General features: G+C 69.2%; 16 protein-coding genes. 8 read left to right on the top strand and 8 right to left on the bottom strand.

The window, feature by feature from the left end; all coding sequences use genetic code 11:
• Nucleotides 1–819: a MurR/RpiR family transcriptional regulator gene (locus H6A23_RS01375; RefSeq protein ID WP_204830402.1), complete on the top strand. Its 819-nt coding sequence runs from the start codon at nt 1–3 to the stop codon at nt 817–819.
• Between the two features lie 11 nt (nt 820–830).
• Here the strand turns inward: H6A23_RS01375 and H6A23_RS01380 are convergent, their stop codons facing one another.
• Together H6A23_RS01380 and H6A23_RS01385 are read right to left on the bottom strand one after the other, a co-directional pair.
• A complete protein-coding gene (locus tag H6A23_RS01380; protein ID WP_286165711.1) occupies nt 831–1,997 on the bottom strand; it encodes a hypothetical protein in 1,167 nt (388 codons plus the stop codon).
• A gap of 214 nt (nt 1,998–2,211) precedes the next feature.
• Nucleotides 2,212–4,398, bottom strand: a complete 2,187-nt coding sequence (locus H6A23_RS01385; RefSeq protein WP_204830403.1) for a transglycosylase domain-containing protein — start codon at nt 4,396–4,398, stop codon at nt 2,212–2,214.
• Nucleotides 4,399–4,658: 260 nt separating this feature from the next.
• Between H6A23_RS01385 and tyrS the strand changes: the two genes are divergently transcribed.
• From tyrS to lgt, 4 genes are all read left to right on the top strand, one after another.
• Nucleotides 4,659–5,876 (top strand): tyrosine--tRNA ligase, encoded by a 1,218-nt coding sequence (gene tyrS, locus H6A23_RS01390; protein ID WP_204830404.1) that lies wholly within the window; start codon nt 4,659–4,661, stop codon nt 5,874–5,876.
• A gap of 187 nt (nt 5,877–6,063) precedes the next feature.
• Entirely contained in the window at nt 6,064–8,601 is a 2,538-nt protein-coding gene (locus H6A23_RS01395) for a U32 family peptidase (protein WP_286165712.1), read from the top strand.
• 68 nt (nt 8,602–8,669) lie between these two features.
• Complete coding sequence (locus H6A23_RS01400; RefSeq protein ID WP_072372575.1) at nt 8,670–8,906, top strand: NifU family protein; 237 nt, start codon at nt 8,670–8,672, stop codon at nt 8,904–8,906.
• A 51-nt stretch (nt 8,907–8,957) separates the two neighbouring features.
• Nucleotides 8,958–9,779 (top strand): prolipoprotein diacylglyceryl transferase, encoded by an 822-nt coding sequence (gene lgt, locus H6A23_RS01405; protein WP_204830405.1) that lies wholly within the window; start codon nt 8,958–8,960, stop codon nt 9,777–9,779.
• Nucleotides 9,780–9,870: 91 nt separating this feature from the next.
• On the opposite strand, the gene H6A23_RS01410 is transcribed toward lgt, so the two are convergent.
• The 5 genes from H6A23_RS01410 to H6A23_RS01430 all read right to left on the bottom strand — a co-directional run bounded on the left by H6A23_RS01410 (nt 9,871) and on the right by H6A23_RS01430 (nt 13,260).
• A complete protein-coding gene (locus H6A23_RS01410; protein ID WP_204830406.1) occupies nt 9,871–11,076 on the bottom strand; it encodes a putative ABC transporter permease in 1,206 nt (401 codons plus the stop codon).
• Nucleotides 11,077–11,216: 140 nt separating this feature from the next.
• Nucleotides 11,217–11,969 (bottom strand): polyphosphate--glucose phosphotransferase, encoded by a 753-nt coding sequence (gene ppgK / locus H6A23_RS01415; RefSeq protein ID WP_204830407.1) that lies wholly within the window; start codon nt 11,967–11,969, stop codon nt 11,217–11,219.
• 147 nt (nt 11,970–12,116) lie between these two features.
• Nucleotides 12,117–12,515 (bottom strand): pyridoxamine 5'-phosphate oxidase family protein, encoded by a 399-nt coding sequence (locus tag H6A23_RS01420; protein ID WP_204830408.1) that lies wholly within the window; start codon nt 12,513–12,515, stop codon nt 12,117–12,119.
• Nucleotides 12,516–12,550: 35 nt separating this feature from the next.
• Nucleotides 12,551–13,045: a hypothetical protein gene (locus H6A23_RS01425; RefSeq protein WP_204830409.1), complete on the bottom strand. Its 495-nt coding sequence runs from the start codon at nt 13,043–13,045 to the stop codon at nt 12,551–12,553.
• A gap of 5 nt (nt 13,046–13,050) precedes the next feature.
• Nucleotides 13,051–13,260: a helix-turn-helix transcriptional regulator gene (locus H6A23_RS01430; protein ID WP_204830410.1), complete on the bottom strand. Its 210-nt coding sequence runs from the start codon at nt 13,258–13,260 to the stop codon at nt 13,051–13,053.
• A 199-nt stretch (nt 13,261–13,459) separates the two neighbouring features.
• Between H6A23_RS01430 and H6A23_RS01435 the strand changes: the two genes are divergently transcribed.
• Nucleotides 13,460–14,620 (top strand): aldo/keto reductase, encoded by a 1,161-nt coding sequence (locus tag H6A23_RS01435; RefSeq protein ID WP_204830411.1) that lies wholly within the window; start codon nt 13,460–13,462, stop codon nt 14,618–14,620.
• A 399-nt stretch (nt 14,621–15,019) separates the two neighbouring features.
• Here H6A23_RS01435 and H6A23_RS01440 read toward each other — a convergent pair whose 3' ends face one another.
• A complete protein-coding gene (locus H6A23_RS01440; RefSeq protein WP_204830412.1) occupies nt 15,020–15,292 on the bottom strand; it encodes a GNAT family N-acetyltransferase in 273 nt (90 codons plus the stop codon).
• 101 nt (nt 15,293–15,393) lie between these two features.
• Here H6A23_RS01440 and H6A23_RS01445 point away from each other — a divergent pair, with 101 nt between their 5' ends.
• Together H6A23_RS01445 and H6A23_RS01450 are read left to right on the top strand one after the other, a co-directional pair.
• Nucleotides 15,394–16,323 (top strand): CorA family divalent cation transporter, encoded by a 930-nt coding sequence (locus tag H6A23_RS01445; RefSeq protein WP_204830413.1) that lies wholly within the window; start codon nt 15,394–15,396, stop codon nt 16,321–16,323.
• A 60-nt stretch (nt 16,324–16,383) separates the two neighbouring features.
• Nucleotides 16,384–17,073: an SdpI family protein gene (locus H6A23_RS01450; protein WP_204830414.1), complete on the top strand. Its 690-nt coding sequence runs from the start codon at nt 16,384–16,386 to the stop codon at nt 17,071–17,073.
• The last annotated feature ends 69 nt before the right edge of the window (nt 17,074–17,142 follow it).

Here is a 17,142-nt window from a genome sequence, read left to right on the forward strand (position 1 = left end):
ATGGCGTCGGAATCCCTCTTTCGCCGGGACGTGAGCTACACCGAGGCGGAGCACCTCATCATGGACTTTGTCTCGACGCGGCCCGCCGAGTTTCTCGTCATGTCCATCCAGCAGGTCTCGGCGCGCCTCAAGATCTCTGACGCCACGGTCTCGCGGTTCGCGCGGCATGCGGGCTTCCGGGACTTCAAGGAGCTCAAGGCGGCGGTGGCGTCCGCGACGCTCGGGCCGGCCGAGAAGATCCAGGCGAGCATCGAGGGGGTAGGGTCGCCGCGCGCCTTCCTGGCGGAGCAGCGGGAGAACATCGGGCGTACCGCGGAGACGCTCGACGAGGAGGCGTTCGGCAGGGCGGCCGACGCCCTCGCGGGGGCCTCGCGCGTGCTGCTCCTCGGCAAGGGGGCCGCGCGCTCGTTTGCCGAGCTCCTCCGGTTCCGGCTTGCGCGCTTCGGGAAGGAGGCACTCGTGCTGGAGGCGGGCTCCGACGTCATGGAGGGGCTCGTGCGCGCCGATGCCGGGACCGTCCTTCTCGCCTTTGGCTTCGAGCGCGTCCCGGCGGAGGTCGAGGTGGCGCTCGCGTACCTTCGCCGCGTCTCGGGGCGGTCGATCCTGCTCACCGGCCGACGCCTGCGCGGGTCGGGCGCGGACGTCGAGCTCGTGGCGTACCGGGGCGAGCCGCGCGGGTATCACTCCATGGCGAGCGCGGTCGCACTGATCGATGCGCTCGTCGTGGCGGTGGCGAGTCGCATGGGGGCCGAGGCGCTGGACCGGCTCGAGCTGCTCAAGGGGCTCAAGCGGGGCAACGAGGCGCGGCTTCCGCGCTAGGGCCGGGCGGGCTACTCGTCTGTGTTCGCGGTGGCGTCGTCGGCGGCCTGGCCGTCATCCGCCGCGGTGGCGTCGTCGTCAGCCTGGGGCAGGCTCAGGGCATGGATGGTGTCCGTGCTCGCCGCGAGCGTCGCCGCGGGCCAGGGGTGCGCGCTCACCTCGGGGGAGGTGGGGTCGTAGACGGTGATGGAGCCGTCCTCGTTCTCGGAGACGAGCAAGATCCAATGGGCGGTGCTGGTGATGGAGCCTGCCTTGGTCTCAAGCAGGACGTAGGTCCCGGCGTCGAGCGCCTGGGAGAGGTTGTCGGCGTTCGAGGTGTAGCTCTTGTAGGAGAGGCCGAGCCCCTCGGCCGAGCTCTCGAGGAAGCTCGCGGCCATCGCGGAGTCGCCCGTGGCGGCGCCGGCGTCGTTGGCCTGCTGGGCGAGGTCCGCCGGAGACTTGTCGTTGGTGCCGGTGAGGCCCATGTAGGCCATGGAGAGCGCGGTGGGGCCGGAGCCCGTGATGGCGAGCGCGCGGCCGGCGTAGTCGACGGCGCCCCAGCGAGCGTCCCAGCACCAGAGCTGCGGGGCCTCGCCCTGCGTCACGGAATCCCCGTAGGGCTGGGCGGTCTTCTCGGCGTCGGGGTAGGCGGCGACGAAGTCGATGGCCTCGGGGACGCTGAGGGCGAGCTCCAGCAGGCCCGCGTCCGCGTAGCGGTCCGCAGAGGCGGCGATGGCGGCGAGCTTCTCGCCCTCGTTGAGCTCGGTCGCAAACCGCTGCGTGAGCTCCTCGGAGACGCCGGAGGCCACGCGCGCGTCAATCTGGTTGTCGCTCTGGGCGGCGTCCGTGGAGCAGCCGCGCACGCAGCTGGAGACGCCCACGACCACCAGGACGAGGAGGACCACGGCGAGCGCGCCCAGGATGAGGAGCTGCCGGTCGACGCCGAAGACGCGGTTCCTGCCGCCTTGGAAGTTGATGCTGCGGGACCTGAGCGGGTAGCCGCCGCGCCCGCCGCGGCCGCCGCGATGGCCTGCGCCCCTCATGCCGCCCCCGCGCGAGCGGGTGCCGGTGGGGCCGTGATAGGTGGTCTGGCTGGGGACGCGAGCCCTGCTGTCCCCAGCGCCGGCATACTGGCGAGAGGAGCCGTTCATAGATGAGCCGCCCGAGCGGGGGCGGCGGTCACGATCGGTGCGAGTCATTGTCCCTCCAGGGGATGTGCGCATGAGCGAGAGTAACCCTTATCGCATGATAGGCAGCCCGGGGGATTAATCTGCCTGCCGATAGGCAACAATTCGGGGAGCGGTATGTGTTGCCTGCGATATGAGCCGCGCTCAAGCGCTGGTTGAGCCGCTGGCGCGGGCGCTGCGGGCACAAAAGAGGGGAGGGCCAAGCTGTCTTGGCCCTCCCCTCCGGCTACTCCGTGGGTATTGTCGGGGTCGTGGGCGTCTCGCCGTCCCCGCCGCCGCTGGGGGGCGGCGTGGGCTCGGGCTCGGGCGTGGGCTCGGGATCAGGGGCGGTCGGCTCAGGATCGGGCGTGGTCGGGACGACGGGCGTCGCAGGACCGCTGGGCTCCTCGGCCTGGCTGTCCTCGGTCTTGTCCACGTTCTCCTCTTCCTCGTCCTCCCAGTCATCCTCGTTGGAGGCCTGGTTGGTGCCGACGAAGGTCCAGGAGCTGTTGGGCTTGTAGGTGGCGTTGTGGTCCGCGGTGGGGAACTCCTCGCGCGCCACGCCGTCGAGGGCAACGTTCATGTACGCGGTCCAGATGGGCAGCGGCAGCGTTGCGGTGGTGCCGTTGGTGCCCTGGTAGCGGATCGTGCTGTTGTTGTCCTGGTGGCCGCACCAGACGACGGTCGTGAGCTGCGGGGTGTAGCCGCAGAACCAGAGGTCGCCGTAGTTCTCGGTCGTGCCGGTCTTGCCCGCAACCGGCTGGTCGAACGTGGCGTAGTTGCGCACGTAGGTGGCCGAGCCCTTGGCGATGACGCCCTCGAGGACGCCGGTCAGGTCCTCGATGATGGCGGAGTCGACGATCTGCTCGGAGCTGTCCTGGTGCTCGTAGACGACGTTGCCGTTGCGGTCCTCGATGCGCGTGATCGCGATGGCGTCGCGGTGCACGCCGCCGTTGGCAAAGACCGAGTAGACCTCGGCCATCTCGAGCGGCGTGACCTCCTGGACGCCGAGCGTGAGCGCGGCCACGGGGTTGATCTGGGAGTCGATGCCGAGCATGTGCGCGGTCTCGATGATCTTGTCGTTGCCGATGGTCTGGGCGACCTGCGCGTAGCCGGTGTTGGACGAGTAGGCCGTGGCGTCGGCGAGGGTAATCGTGCCGAGCTGGTCGTTGTTGATGTTGCTCGGGGCCCAGAGGGGCGTGATCTGGATGGGGGAGTTGCAGTTGATGCGCACGGTGGGGCTCATGCCCTCGAGCATGGCGGCGCACAGGGTGATGGCCTTGAAGCTCGAGCCGGGCTGGCGGGGGTTGGTGGCGAGGTTGACCGAGCTCTGGCCGGCCTCGGTGTCGTTGCCGTAGTTCTGGCCGCCGACCATGGCCACGATGTGCCCGTTGGAGTTGTCCACCGAGACGAGGGCGCCCCTCAGCTGCTCGTCCCCGGAGGAGGCGACGCGCTCGCTCACGGCCTGCTCGGCGGCCTGCTGACGGGCGGGCTCGATCGTGGTGTAGACCTTGAGGCCGCCCTGCATGATGGTCTCGGAGGAGAAGTCCTGCAGGAGAAGGTTGCGGACGTAGTCGGTGAAGTAGGGGTAGGTGCCGATGGAGTCGGTCAGCTCGCCGGGGTTCAGGACGAGCGGCTCGGCGCAGGCGGCGTCGTACTCCTCCTGGGAGATGTCGCCCGCCTCGAGCATGCGCGAGAGGACGAGGTTGCGGCGCGAGACGCAGCTGTCGGGCTTGGTGAAGGGGTCGTAGAGCGAGGGGGCGTTGGGCAGGCCCACGAGGACCGCCGCCTCGGAGAGGGTGAGCTCGCTCGCGTGCTTGTTGAAGTAGGTGATGGACGCAGCCTCGATGCCATATGCCCCGTTGCCATAGTAGATGGTGTTGAGGTACATGTTGATGATCTGCTCTTTGGTGTACTCCTTCTCCAGCTGGATGGCGATGTACGCCTCGCGCACCTTGCGCTTGAGCGACTGCTCGAACTGCTCGTCGGAGAGGACGGTGTTTCGGACGAGCTGCTGGGTGATCGTGGAGCCGCCGCCGGCGTCGCCGGAGCCCGTGATCTGGCCCACGACGGCGCGCAGCACGCCCTGCGGGTCGACGCCGTTGTGCTCGTAGAAGCGCTTGTCCTCGGTGTCGATGAGGCCCTTGATGACGTAGTCCGAGATCTCGTCCAGCGTGACGGAGCGGCGGTTCTGGAGGTAGTACGAGGCTATCTCGTTGCCGTCCGCGTCATAGACGCGCGTCGGCTCGGCGAGAAGGTAGGCGTCGGCAGAGGTGTAGTCGGGCAAGTCCTCGAGCCACGCGCTCACCACGCCGCCGAGCGAGAGGGCGAGCGTCACGCAGAGCAGCGCGATGAAGCCGAACACGCCCGCGATGCCAAAGCCCACGAAGTGCGTGCGGGAGTGCGTGCGGGCTCTTCGGGTTCTGATCCCCATCTAGTCCTCCTGTCGGGGAGACCGGTCCATAACTGTCCAACATTATAGGAGGTTGTCGGCTCGGGGGCCCGCGCGGCGTTGGGCCTGAGCGGGAGAGTGAGGCCGCGCGGGGTTCTTCTCGCCCTGTCGCGCATGGCGCGGGCGGACGGGAAAATCGCCCCTGTCCTGCCCCTTTCCCGCGCCGCTGCGCTATGCTAATACCTTATGCGGCCGTGTTGACGGCCGCTTGGTAAAGCGAAGGACCTATGGAGGACAGAGATTTGCTGCCAGTTGACGAGCAACTCAAGGTGATTACGTCCGGCACGATGCAGATTGTGCCGCTGGACGAGCTGAAGAAGAAGCTCGAGAAGGGCACGCCCCTCAACATCAAGCTGGGCGTTGACCCCACCTCGCCCGACCTGCACCTCGGCCATGCCGTGCCGCTGCGCAAGATGCGACAGTTCCAGGACCTGGGCCACAACGTGACGCTCATCATCGGCAACGGAACGGCGCTCATCGGCGACCCGTCCGGCCGCGACTCCACCCGGCCGCCCCTCACCGAGGAGCAGGTCGAGGCCAACGCCCGGACCTACGTCGAGCAGGCCATGAAGGTCCTCGACCCCGAGAAGACCACGGTCCTGCACAACGGCGAGTGGCTCAAGGGCCTCAACCTCGCCGAGATGCTCAAGATCATGAGCCAGTTCAACGTGGCCCGCATCCTCGAGCGCGAGGACTTCCACAACCGCTACACCGAGGGCAAGTCCATCGGCCTGCACGAGTTCATCTACCCCGTGCTGCAGGCCTACGACTCCGTGGTCATCAAGGCTGACCTCGAGATGGGCGGCAACGACCAGATCTTCAACCTCCTCGCCGGGCGCGACCTCATGCGCGCGATGGGCATGGAGCCGCAGGTGGCCCTCACGATGCCGCTTCTGGTGGGCACGGACGGCCACAAGAAGATGTCCAAGAGCTACGGCAACTACGTGGGCCTCACCGACGAGCCGGCCGACATGTACGGCAAGGTCATGTCCATCACCGACGAGCTGGTGCCGCTCTACTGGCGCCTGTGCTCCACGGCGGACATGGACAAGCTCGACGCGATCGACGCCGCCTTCGCGGACGGCTCCGCCGACCCGTACGCGCTCAAGCGCGAGCTGGCCGCCAACATCTGCGACCTCTATCACGGCGAGGGCGCCGGCGCCGCGGCGAGCGACGCCTTCGACGCGCAGTTCAAGCGCGCCGAGGCGCCCGAGGACATGCCGGAGTTCCCCCTCTCCGTGGCCGAGGTCAACGACGAGGGCAAGGTCTACCTGGGCAAGCTCCTCGTGGAGGTGGGGATTGCCAAGTCCGCCGGCGAGGCGCGCCGCCTCGTGGACGGCGGCGGCGTCAAGATCAACGGCGAGGCCGTGGCGCCCAAGTGCTACAACGTCGAGGCGTCGCTCTTCTCGGCGGGCACGACGGTCCAGTCCGGCAAGAAGCGCTGGGCGCGCCTGGTGTAGGGCCCAAGACAGGCGATGCGCGGGCGGGGTCGCGGCTGCGGCTCCGCCCGTGTCTGTGAGTTTGTGAAAAATAATCCGCCCTGTGAGCGCGCGGGCCGACGTTTTCCCAGTTGGCATTCTGGCGAGGGCCCCAGAGGGCGGATTAATTCTGGCGGGTGCGGTCGAGACGACGCGCAAGGACGGGGGCATGATGGCAAGAGGGACCACGTTTCTGGAGGCCCACGGCGTGCCGGAGCTGCTGGCGCCCGCCGGCGGCCCGGAGCCCTTCAACGCCGCGCTCGCCGCGAGGGCGGACGCGATCTACTGCGGGCTGGGCAACGACTTCAACGCCCGCCGCGGCGCCCACAACTTCGACGACGAGTCGTTCGCCGCGGCGTGCCGTCGGGCCCACCTCGCCGGGACGCGCGTCTACGTGACCGTGAACGTGGCCGTCTCCACCGAGGAGATGCCGCGCGTGCTGGGGCTCGTGCGCCGCGCGTGGGAGCTCGGCGCGGACGCCTTCATCATCCAGGACTGGGGCCTCATGGCGGAGGTCCGCCGCCGGTGGCCGGAGGTGGAGGTGCACGTCTCCACGCAGGCCAACGTGCACGACGCCCGCGGCGTGGCGTGGTGCCGTGACGTCTGGGGCGCGGAGCGCGTGACGCTCTCGCGCGAGCTCTCGCTGCCGGAGATTTCCCGCATCGCGAAGGAGGGCGTGGAGCTGGAGTGCTTCGGCCACGGGGCGCTCTGCTTCTGCTACTCGGGCGTGTGCCTCATGAGCTCGCTCAACGGTGGGCGCTCCGCCAACCGGGGGCTCTGCGCCCAGCCCTGCCGCCTGCCGTATGACCTGCTCGACGAGGACGGCAACGTGATGGAGATCCCGGGCGTGGCCACGCAGGGCCTTCCCGAGAAGAGCCGCGGGGTGGGCGGCACGCGCCTGCTCTGCCCCAAGGACTACTGCACCGTGGACCACCTCGCCGAGATGCGCGACGCCGGCGTGGGGTCGGTCAAGGTCGAGGGGCGCATGAAGGCGCCCGACTACGTGCTCTCCGTCGTGGGCGCCTACCGCGACGCGCTTGACGCGCTGGCCGCGGGGGAGGACCCCGAGGCGCGCGCGGCCGCGCGGCACCGCCGGCTCAAGCGCGCCTTCAACCGCGACTTCACGGACGGCTACCTCCGGGGCAGCTCCGACAACGACATGATGAGCTACGAGCGCTCCAACAACCGCGGCGAGGTCGTGGGCGAGGTCGTGGGCTCGCGCCAGCTCGAGGACGCGGTGGTGCGCCGCGGGGGCGGCAACGGCGGGCGCGAGCGGATGCGCCGCCTCACGCGCGCGGACGTGGAGGTGCGCCTCACGGCCCCGGTGGGCGAGGGGGACCTCCTGGAGCTCCGCCCGGTGGACGACCCCGCGCAGTTCCTCACCGCCCCCGCTCCCGCGGACGCCGCGGCGGGGGAGACCGTCACCTGCCGCGCGGCGCGCCCCATGCCCGCGGGCTCCGTCGTGCGCCTCATCCGCTCGCAGCGCGCGCTCGACGAGGCGGCCCGCGTAGCGGACAAGGACGTGGTGCGCCGCCGCCCGGTGCGCGTCCGCGTGACGGCGTGCCTCGGCGAGCCCTTCTCGGTGGAGCTCTCGTGCGCGGACGGCGCCGCCTCGGCGCGCGCGGAGGGCTTCGTCGTGGAGGCGGCCCGGACGCGCGAGGTCACCGGCGAGGAGCTGGTGGAGCATGTCGGCCGCATGGGCCAGAGCCCGTTTGAGCCCGTGGAGTGGGACGTGACGCTCGATTCCGGCTGCGGCATGTCCTTCTCGGCCGTCCACAAGGTCCGCGCCGAGGCGTGCCGTCGCCTGGAGGAGGCCCTCCTCGCCCCGTACGCGGGCAGGGGGGCGTGCGAGGGGGACAGTCACTCCTGCACGCGCCGGAACGGGCGCGCGGAAGTGGCTGCCCCCCTCGCACGCCCGTGCGTCTGCGCGCTCGTGACCACGCCGGCATGCGCTGCGGCGGCGCTCGCCGCCGGCGCCACGCGCGTCTACGCGGGCGCGGACGACCTCGCCGAGGGCGCGTGGCCCGAGGGCGTCATCCCCTGGCTCGATGAGGTCTGCCGCGAGGGCGACCACGCGCGCCTCGACGGCTGGGTGCGCGCCGGCGAGCCCGTCGCCGTGGGCAACGTCTCCGAGCTCGCGCTCGCCGCGGAGCGCGGCGCGCTTGCCGAGGTCCGCTCCTGCATCCCGGTGCACAACGAGTCCTGCCTCGCGGCCCTGGAGGACGCGGGCGCGGCGGGCGTCTGGCTCTCCCCGGAGCTCACGCTCGACGAGGTCTGCGCGCTCGCCCGGGCGGCGCGGGTCCCCGCGGGGCTCTCCGTCCTCGGCCGCGAGCGCGTGATGACGAGCGAGCACTGCGTGCTGCAAGCGCTCGGCCGGTGCGCCCACGACTGCCGCCGCTGCGCGCTGCGCCGCCGCCGGCTCTCCCTGCGCGACATCGACGGCCGCGAGCTCCCCGTCCGCACGGACGTGAACGGCCGCTCGCGCATCTGGTTCGGCCAGTCGCTCGACGCCACGCCGCAGGCGGACGTCCTTCTCGCCGCCGGCGTGTCGCGTCTTCTGGTGGACGCCCAGCTCATGGACGAGGAGGAGGTCGCGTCCGCCGTGCGCCGCGTCGTGCGCGCGGTGGAGGCGGCCCAGGACGGCCGCAGGCCCGACCGACGCCTGCCCGGCGCCACTTCCGGGCATCTTTTTGCCGGCATTGGGTAACATGGTTCACGGACACAGGCTGCCTCCCGACGCCCCGCGCCGGCCGAGGCATGAGGAAAGGACATCCCATGGCCGTTGACCGAGCCCTTCTCGACGCCACCCTCGACGTCATCCGCCAGAGCCTCCAGGCGGACGGCGGCGACGTCGCCCTCATCGACTGCACCGACGACGGCGTGGTCACCCTGGAGATGCAGGGCGCCTGCGCCGGCTGCCCGCTCTCCTCGCTCGACATGTCCGAGGGCATCGAGCGCATCCTCATGGAGCACGTCCCCGGCGTGACGCGCGTCCAGCCCGCCGCGTTCTAGCGCGGCAGGGGGCGACGGCAGGAGCGGCGAGAAGAACGGGCGGAGAAGAACGTGTTCCTGAACGACCTCTATCACATGCTCGACCCGGTGGCCTTCACACTGGGGCCGCTCACCGTGCGCTGGTACGGCATCGCGTACCTGCTCGGCTTCATCTGCGCCGGGATCGTGATGTACCGGACGGCGCGGCGCTGGGGCCTGGGCCTGTCGGCCGACGACGTCTTCTCCATCGTGATCGGCGTGGTCTTTGGCATCATCATCGGCGCGCGCCTCTTCTACGTGGTCTTCTACATCTGGGGCGCGGGGCTCACGCTCTCGAGCCCGCTGGAGATCTTCGCCACCTGGGAGGGCGGCATGAGCTTTCACGGCGGGCTCGTGGGCGCCGTCGTGGGCGGCGCGCTCGTGTGCCGCCACTACGGCATCTCCGTGCCGACGGTCTGCGACCTCGGCGTCATCGGCGCGCCGCTCGGCCTCTTCTTCGGCCGCTGCGCCAACTTCGTGAACGGCGAGCTCTGGGGCAAGGAGACGGACCTGCCCTGGGGCGTCATGTTCGAGACGGGCGGCGCGGTCTACCGGCACCCCTCGCAGCTCTACGAGGCCATCCTCGAGGGTCTCGTGATCTTCCTCGTGCTGTACCTGCTGTCGCGCCGCGTGCCGCCGCGCCCGCAGGGCACCTTCATGGGGTGGTTCCTCACGCTCTATGGCATCTTCCGCTTCCTCGTGGAGTTCGTCCGCGTGCCCGACGCGCAGCTCGGCTACCTCTTCGGGCCCATCACGATGGGCCAGCTCCTGAGCCTTCCGCTCGTCCTTCTGGGCATCGTGGTCCTTGTTGCGGCCCATCGCCTCAACCGCCCGCAGGTGGGTTATCTGGCATAAGCGACACGACCCGACAAAGGCGACGGGGCCGTCTGTCATGAAATCACTCATGACAGACGGCCCCGCCGCGTTTGTCGGGCTTTCAGGGGGGCTATGCCGCGCGGGCGCTGTTCTCCGGCGTGATCTCCATGCTCTGGAAGCGGTGCTGCATGTAGGCGTTGTCATAGTGCTCGGCGTAAAACTCCTCCACGGGAGAGCTCGGCGCGAGGCCGCTCTCGCGCTGGTACCAGCACTCGAGGGACTGCAGCGTCATGACGCCGTTCACCAGCATGAGGAAGGCGCAGAGCGTGGTGAAGGAGTAGCGCGCCTGCCAGGGGATGAGGTTGATGAGCTTGAGCAGCCACGGCAGGCAGAACTTGATCCACACAAAGCCGAGCGCGCCCCACATGCACATGAAGAGCGTGCTCGTGCGCCCGCCAAAGAGCAGGGCCACCGGGTCCGGGAAGAGCCCGAAGATCGTGGAGCCCGAGTAGTCCCAGGCCACGGCGCCAAAGCCCACCTGCATGAACCAGGAGACCGCCGCCTCGAAGAGCCCGCCGATCACGGCGGACACCAGGAAGATGACCACGGGGTTTGCCTTGTAGAAGCGGTTGAGCGCGATGGTCATGAGCACGGCGCCAAACCCGTAGATGGGGGAGAAGGGCCCGTAGAGCATGCCGGCGCGGTCCTGGTAGACGCCCGGGTCAACCACGACCATGTGGTACACGGTCTCGATGACGAGCCCGAGCACGCAGCAGACCACGAAGACCCAGAACAGGTTGAAGAAGTCGAGCTCGATGAAGCCGCGGTCGCCCTTGGCGCGCCCGAGCGTGCCGTCCTTGGCGGCCTCCTCGGTCTCCATGTCGCGGAGCTTGCGCTGCAGGCGGCGCTCGGTGATGAGCGTGGGGTCGATGGTGGCCGAGATCCCCACGAGGACGAGCAGGCGCACGCCGTCGTAGATGAGGTTGTCGCCAAAGCCGTTGAGCATGATCTCGAGCACGAGGTTGACAACGCCCACGCCGATGAGGCCGTAGGCGAGCTGCGCCACGTGCCGGCGGCGGTCCATGAGCACGAGCACGCCAAACAGCACGTATCCCGCGGCCCCAACGGCGAGCATCACGACCTGCGCGATCGTAAGCGTCATCGTGAGCGTGACGTCGTGGCTCTCGCGGAAGAGCTGGACGCCGTACTGGGCGAGCGGCACGGCGATGAGCGCCACCAGGGCAAGTACCGCGGCGGCGGTCAGCAGGCAGTAGATGGCGTAGACCTTGAGCAGCAGGGGAATCTTGCGCTTCTCCACGGGGGTGGCGTCAGACATGGGGGTCCCTTCCTGGGGCCGGGGCAGTGCCCCGGGGTCGAATGGTGCCCACAGTCTACACGCGGCCGCTCAAAAGTAACAGGGCGAGAAGAACGTCAGGCGGACGTTCTTCTCGCCCTGCGTCATTGTGTGTCCTCCTGTCAGCGCGCGCTGGCGGCGTAGGACGCCGCGCCGACGATGCCCGCGTCGTTGAGGAGCGCCGCCGGGTAGACGGGGGTCTCCACGTCCAGGTACGGGAAGTACTTCTCGTGCTTCTTGCTCACGCCGCCGCCGATGACGAAGGCCTCGGGGCTGAGGTAGAACTCGAGGAGGCGCAGGTACTTGGTGAGGCGCTTGCCCCACTTCTTCCAGCTGAGGTCCTCGCGCTGGCGGGCGGAGTCGGCCGCGAGGCTCTCGGCCTCCTCGCCGTGCTTGCCCATGATGAGGTGGCCGAGCTCGGAGTTGGGGATGAGCCGGCCGCCCATCACGAGCGCCGTGCCGATGCCCGTGCCGAGCGTGATGGCAACGATGAGGCCCCTGCTGCCCCGCGCGGCGCCAAAGCGGGCCTCGGCAAGCCCGGCGGCGTCCGCGTCGTTGACCACGTGGACCGGCCGGCGGCACGCCTCGGAGAGCTTGGCCGTGATGTCGACGCCGATCCAGGACTTGTCCAGGTTGGCCATGTAGCCGATGGGCCTGCCGGGGTGGACCGGCGCGGGGAAGGCCACGCCCACGGGCACGGACGGGTCCACGTGGAAGCTGTCGAGCAGCTCGCAGCAGATGCGCGCGACGGCGTCGGGCGTGGAGGCCTCGGGCGTGGGGATGCGCAGCCGCTCCGCCGCGAAGCAGCCCCTCTCGAGGTCGACGGGGGCGCCCTTGATGCCCGACCCGCCGATGTCAATGCCAAAAGCGTCCATGATGTCCCCCTTTGCTGAGTTGCCAATATGAAAATGTTAGGCGTCCGTAAGGGGGAGGCGCGTCATGCGCCGGCTCTGCGGCCGTATTTGCTCGGGGAGTGTGACGGGGGGCGGAGAGGTTGTCGCCGCTCCGTCCCCGTCACGGGGCTACCAGCGGATGGTGTAGGGGTCCTTGGTGAACGAGCAGAACGTGGCGGTGACGTTTTCCAGCGCAAAGACCTCGCAGTTGCCGTCGTCGGCAGCGTACATGGGCCGCAGCTCTGGGTACTCGGCGAGCACTGCCTCGCGCGCCTCTAGGCGGTCGTCGAGCACTGCGTCGGCTTCGATGCGCAGCCACGAGCCGTCCTCGCCCATAGCGCAAATCGCCACGCGCGGGTGGGCGAGCATCTGCTCAAAGACCGGCTTCACGCGCCCGGTCTGGACGTAGAGCCTGCCCTCGAACTTGGCGATGGTGCCAAAGGGGCGCACCTGCGGGTTGCCCGCCTCGTCGACGGTTGCCAGGAAGTAGGTGGGGTTCTCCTTGAGATAGGCCAGGACCTCGTCCATGGGCGCTCCTTTCACGTGCGGTCGTTGGCGCTACTTTACTCCGCCTCGGGGACGGCAAGGCGCCGCTTGTAGTAGATCTTCACGCCGAGCAGGACGAGCGCGAGAAAAACCAGCGTGGCCGCCACGGCGAGCATGGACTCAAAGCTCACGAGCGCCCCGACGAGGACGGCGACCACGGCGAGGGCAGGCATCAGCTGAACGTAGGTGCGCGCGGTCTCGCGCTCCGTGTGGGCGCGCAGCTCGTCGTGCTCTCGTGCCTGGAAGCGGCGCAGCTCGGCGTCGTCTGAGAGGGCGCGCTGAAGGCTGTGGGCCTGGCGCGCGGTGATGCCCCCGGCGACGATGAAGATGCCCATTATGAATCCCGAGAGAAAGCCCGAGGCGCGCAGGTCCGCGTGCAGGGCGGGGAGCTTGTCGGACATGGCGAGCGCAAGCAGGGCCGCCCATGCGACAAGGATGACGGCGAGCGAGATTCTCTCGCGGCGCAGGCGGCGGCGGACGGTGGCGCGCAGCGCTTCGACGCTTTTCTTCATGGTGGTCACAGCTCCTCGTCTATCTCGGAAAAGTCAAAGACGTCCTCGATCGTGAGGCCGAAGAACCGGGCGATCTTGTGGGCCAGCGGCAAGGAGGCAGTGTACTTGCCCACCTCGATCGAGGTGATGGTCTGTCGCGTGGTGCCCACGGCGTCGGCCAGCTCGGCCTGGCTCATCCTGCGCTCGCGGCGCAGCTCGCGGATGCGCGTTCGCACGGCATCACTCCTCTCGTATGGCGCCGGGGCCGATGGTGATGATAAGCGAGCTTTGCATTTTTAGCATAGTACGCTTTGCACAAAAAGACAAGTAAGCTTTGCAAGCAGAAGGTAAGCAACGTGGCGGACGGCGGGCTCGCAGCTCCTCTTGCCAGCGCGCTACGATAGGGACATGTATGACGCGCGAGAGGGGAGACGCATGCGCTACAGGGAGCTTGGCCGCACCGGCCTCATCGTGAGCGAGATCGGCTTTGGCGGGGAGTGGATGGACGGCACGCCGGAGGAGGTGCGCGCCGTGGTGGATGCCGCGGAGGCGGCAGGCGTGAACATCCTGGACTGCTGGATGCCGGACCCCACGCGCCGCTCCAACCTCGGCGACGCCCTGGCGGCGCGGGGCACCCGCGGGCGCTGGGTCATCCAGGGCCATCTGGGCTCAACCTGGCAGGGCGGCCAGTATGTGCGCACGCGTGACCTCGCGCAGGTGCGCCCGGCCTTCGAGGACCTGCTCGCGCGCTTCCACACGGACTACGTGGACCTCGGCATGATTCACTATGTGGACAAGCCCGCCGAGTTTGACCGGCTCATGGACTCCGCCGGCAGCCCCTTCATGGACTACGTGCGCGAGCTGCGCGCCGCCGGCGCGATCCGACACGTCGGCCTCTCCACGCACAACCCCGAGGTCGCGCTTCGTGCGGTACGGAGCCCGGAGATCGAGGTGATCCTCTTCTCCGTGAACCCGGCCTTTGACATGATGCCCGCCACGGACGACCTCGACGCCTACTTCGACGAGCGCGGTGACGCCGCGGCCACGGACGGTATGCGCCCGGAGCGCGCCGAGCTCTACGCCCTCGCGGAGGAGACGGGCACCGGCATCACCGTCATGAAGGGCTACATGGGCGGTCGCCTCTTCGACGCCGCGCAGTCGCCCTTCGGCGTGGCGCTCACGCCGGTCCAGTGCCTGCACTACGCGCTCACGCGCCCGGCCGTGGCGAGCGTGATGGTGGGCTTCGGCGAGCCGGCGCACGTCGCCGAGGCCGTGGCGTACGAGACGGCGACGGATGCCGAGAGGGACTACGCGCGCGTGCTCGCCGGGGCGCCGCGTCACGCCTACCTGGGGAGCTGCACCTACTGCGGCCACTGCGCTCCGTGTCCCAAGGGCATCGACATCGCCGCCGTCAACAAGTTCTACGATCTGGCCACGAGCTATGACGAGCTGCCGGACTCCCTGCGCGAGCACTACCGCGCGCTCGGCGCGACGGCGGCGGGCTGCATCGCGTGCCGCGCCTGCGAGGGGCGCTGCCCCTTTGGCGTGCGGGTTGCCGAGCGCATGGCCGCGGCGGCGGAGCTCTTCGGCTGCTAGGGGATGCTGTCCGGCCTTCGGGCGGCCCGGCGCCTCGGCGTCCCTGCGCAAAAGCCGCCTTGGTGCGAAGCCGCTCCCCCTTCTTGCGCAAAGGCCGCCTTGGTGCGAAGCCGTTTGGACCGCTGTGCAAGGAGTGATAGACGTTCTGGATATATGACTTAGCCTATAAGATTGCTCGATAGGAGAACGGGCCAGAAAAACGCTTCGCACCAAGGGGACTTTTGCGCGCCGGCCGGGAATTCTTTCGCACCAAGGCGGCTTTTGCGCAGGGCATACCGTGGGCCGGCCCCATATCCGGGGGTCAAACGGCGTCCTCATGAGGCCCGCCCCTCATGAAAGGTCCCCGCCGCGCGTCTGGGGGCGCGGCGGGGGCCGTGATCGGGCGGGTCGGCGTCGGCGCTACGCGAGGAGGCCGGCGTGCTCCGGGTGCTTCTCAAACCAGCTCACGGCGTAGGAGCACGTGGGGCGCGCGTAGTAGCCGCTCGCGGCGATGCTCGCCACGGCGCGACCCAGAAGCTCGCCCGCGACCCCCTGCCCGCGCAGGGACTCATCCACAAAGGTGTGGTCGATCTCCACGATGCCGGGCTCCACCTGGGGGAAGGTCACCTCGGCGAGAACGTTCCAGCTGTCGTCCAGGTACTGCACGCGATCGCGCTCCATAACGTAGCCCATGCTGCCTCCTTGGGTCGGTGGTCCAACGGGGCTATTGTCGCACACGACAACGGGTAGAACCCATAGCGAACCCCTACGTCGGCTGAGGACGGAGGCGCGGCATGGCGCGAGCCTGGCACATGGCAAACGGGCATCTGGCGACGGGCGAGAAGGATGGGCGCGCAATCGTGGTCCTTCGGCGCCTCGACGAGGCGCGCGCCCGCGGGCTCTCGCACACGCAGCGCGAGGTGCTCGGGCAGCTGGAGCATGCCGCGATGCCCTTCCTGGAGCGCACGTCCACGGGCGCCGCGGGCCTCGTGGTCTCCTCGAGCGGCCGGCGGCGCTTCGGCTTCATCCTCACCGCCTCCGAGCTGGTGCTCATCGATGACGGGGACACCTGCGCCACGGCGCTCGGCCGCGCCGTGGAGGACCGGGCGCGCGTCGAGGGGCCCGCGGGCGCGCTCTGCGCGCTGCTCCGCGAGCTCCTGCGCGACCACCCGGCCCGGCTCTCCCGCATGCGGGAGGACTTCGAGCGCCTCGAGGAGCAGGTTCTCGAGGGGAGCGAGCGCCCGGACCGGCGCACGATGATGGCGGACTCGAGGCGCATGCTCGGGCTCGACACGTTCTACCAGGGCATGTCCGACCTCGCGGGCGAGCTTGCCGAGGATGACACCGGCTTCGTGGCGCCCGCGGACCAGGCGCGCCTGCGCTCGCTTGCGCGCCTGCTCGGGCGGCTTGCCGCGCGCCTGGAGTCGCTGCAGGACTACAGCCTTCAGGTGCACGGGCTCTACCAGGAGTCCATCGACCTGCGGCAGAACGGCGTCATGCAGTGGCTCACCGTGGTGACCACCATCGTCATGCCGCTCACGCTCATCACCGGCTGGTACGGCATGAACTTCCCGCACATGGCGCTCTTCGACGCCCCGTGGGGCTATGCGGCGGTGATCGTGGCGTGCGTGACGATAGCGGCCGTGGAGATCGCGTTCTTCTCGCGCCGTGGCTGGCTGAGCTTCGGCGAGCGGCACCGTCGCGATGGCAGACGGAAAGATTGATGCCCGACCCAAAGGGGGTATACCTTCGCGCAACAGAAGGGTTCGTCCGAGGGGGCTGACATGTCTGGCCTGGAGTACGAGACGCGCGACAAGGTCCTGTGGGCGGCGCTCGCCGCGCTGTGCGTGGCAAGTGCGGCGGCCTACGTCCTCTGGGCGCTCCCCGCGATGCCGGACACGGTGCCCACGCATTGGGGCGCGGACGGCGTTGCTGACGGCTGGAGCGACAAGGGCTCCACGGTCTTCACGGGCGCGGTCATGCCGCTTCTGGTCTTGGCCCTCCTCTTCGCGGTGCCGTCCCTCGATCCGCGAGGCGCGAGCTTCAACCGCTTCAAGGGAATCTACCAGGGGTTCTCTGCGGCATTTACCGCGTTCATGGTGGCGATGGGCTGGCTCACGCCGGCCACGGCGCTCGGCCTTGTCCCGGGGGGCTGCCTCACGGTCAGCCTGCTCTCGTTCGGCTTCATGGGCCTGCTTCTTGTGGGCCTGGGCATCGCGATGCCGCGAATCGAGCCCAACTACACCTTTGGCGTGCGCATCCCCTGGACGCTCGCGGACCCGGAGAACTGGCGGCGCACGCACCGCTTCGCGGGCCCGGTCTTCGTGGTCATGGGCGCGGCGATGGTCGTGCTGGCGATCTTCTCGCCGTCGCTGCCCGATGCCACGATGGTCATTGCGCTGCTGGTCGCCCTTCTCGGCGGCGTGGCGCTCATCGCGCTCTACAGCTTCCTCCTCTGGAAGGGCGTTCTGTAGTTTGGTAGTTTGGGGACGGGTTTTCCCGCCCAGAGTTTTGGGACAGGCCGGCCTGTCCCAAAACTCTGG

Source organism: Olsenella uli, assembly GCF_016900775.1.
GTDB classification, from domain to species: Bacteria; Actinomycetota; Coriobacteriia; order Coriobacteriales; family Atopobiaceae; genus Thermophilibacter; species Thermophilibacter uli_A.

Bases quoted from the DNA above. Each gene is read 5' to 3' on its own strand.
- H6A23_RS01395 (WP_286165712.1), top strand. From the start codon at position 6,064: ATGATGGCAAGAGGGACCACGTTTCTGGAGGCCCACGGCGTGCCGGAG.
- H6A23_RS01440 (WP_204830412.1), bottom strand. From the start codon at position 15,292: ATGGGCTACGTTATGGAGCGCGATCGCGTGCAGTACCTGGACGACAGC.
- H6A23_RS01450 (WP_204830414.1), top strand. From the start codon at position 16,384: ATGTCTGGCCTGGAGTACGAGACGCGCGACAAGGTCCTGTGGGCGGCG.
- H6A23_RS01425 (WP_204830409.1), bottom strand. From the start codon at position 13,045: ATGAAGAAAAGCGTCGAAGCGCTGCGCGCCACCGTCCGCCGCCGCCTG.
- H6A23_RS01410 (WP_204830406.1), bottom strand. From the start codon at position 11,076: ATGTCTGACGCCACCCCCGTGGAGAAGCGCAAGATTCCCCTGCTGCTC.
- H6A23_RS01445 (WP_204830413.1), top strand. From the start codon at position 15,394: ATGGCGCGAGCCTGGCACATGGCAAACGGGCATCTGGCGACGGGCGAG.
- H6A23_RS01420 (WP_204830408.1), bottom strand. From the start codon at position 12,515: ATGGACGAGGTCCTGGCCTATCTCAAGGAGAACCCCACCTACTTCCTG.
- H6A23_RS01385 (WP_204830403.1), bottom strand. From the start codon at position 4,398: ATGGGGATCAGAACCCGAAGAGCCCGCACGCACTCCCGCACGCACTTC.
- H6A23_RS01400 (WP_072372575.1), top strand. From the start codon at position 8,670: ATGGCCGTTGACCGAGCCCTTCTCGACGCCACCCTCGACGTCATCCGC.
- ppgK (WP_204830407.1), bottom strand. From the start codon at position 11,969: ATGGACGCTTTTGGCATTGACATCGGCGGGTCGGGCATCAAGGGCGCC.
- H6A23_RS01435 (WP_204830411.1), top strand. From the start codon at position 13,460: ATGCGCTACAGGGAGCTTGGCCGCACCGGCCTCATCGTGAGCGAGATC.
- H6A23_RS01380 (WP_286165711.1), bottom strand. From the start codon at position 1,997: ATGACTCGCACCGATCGTGACCGCCGCCCCCGCTCGGGCGGCTCATCT.
- H6A23_RS01375 (WP_204830402.1), top strand. From the start codon at position 1: ATGGCGTCGGAATCCCTCTTTCGCCGGGACGTGAGCTACACCGAGGCG.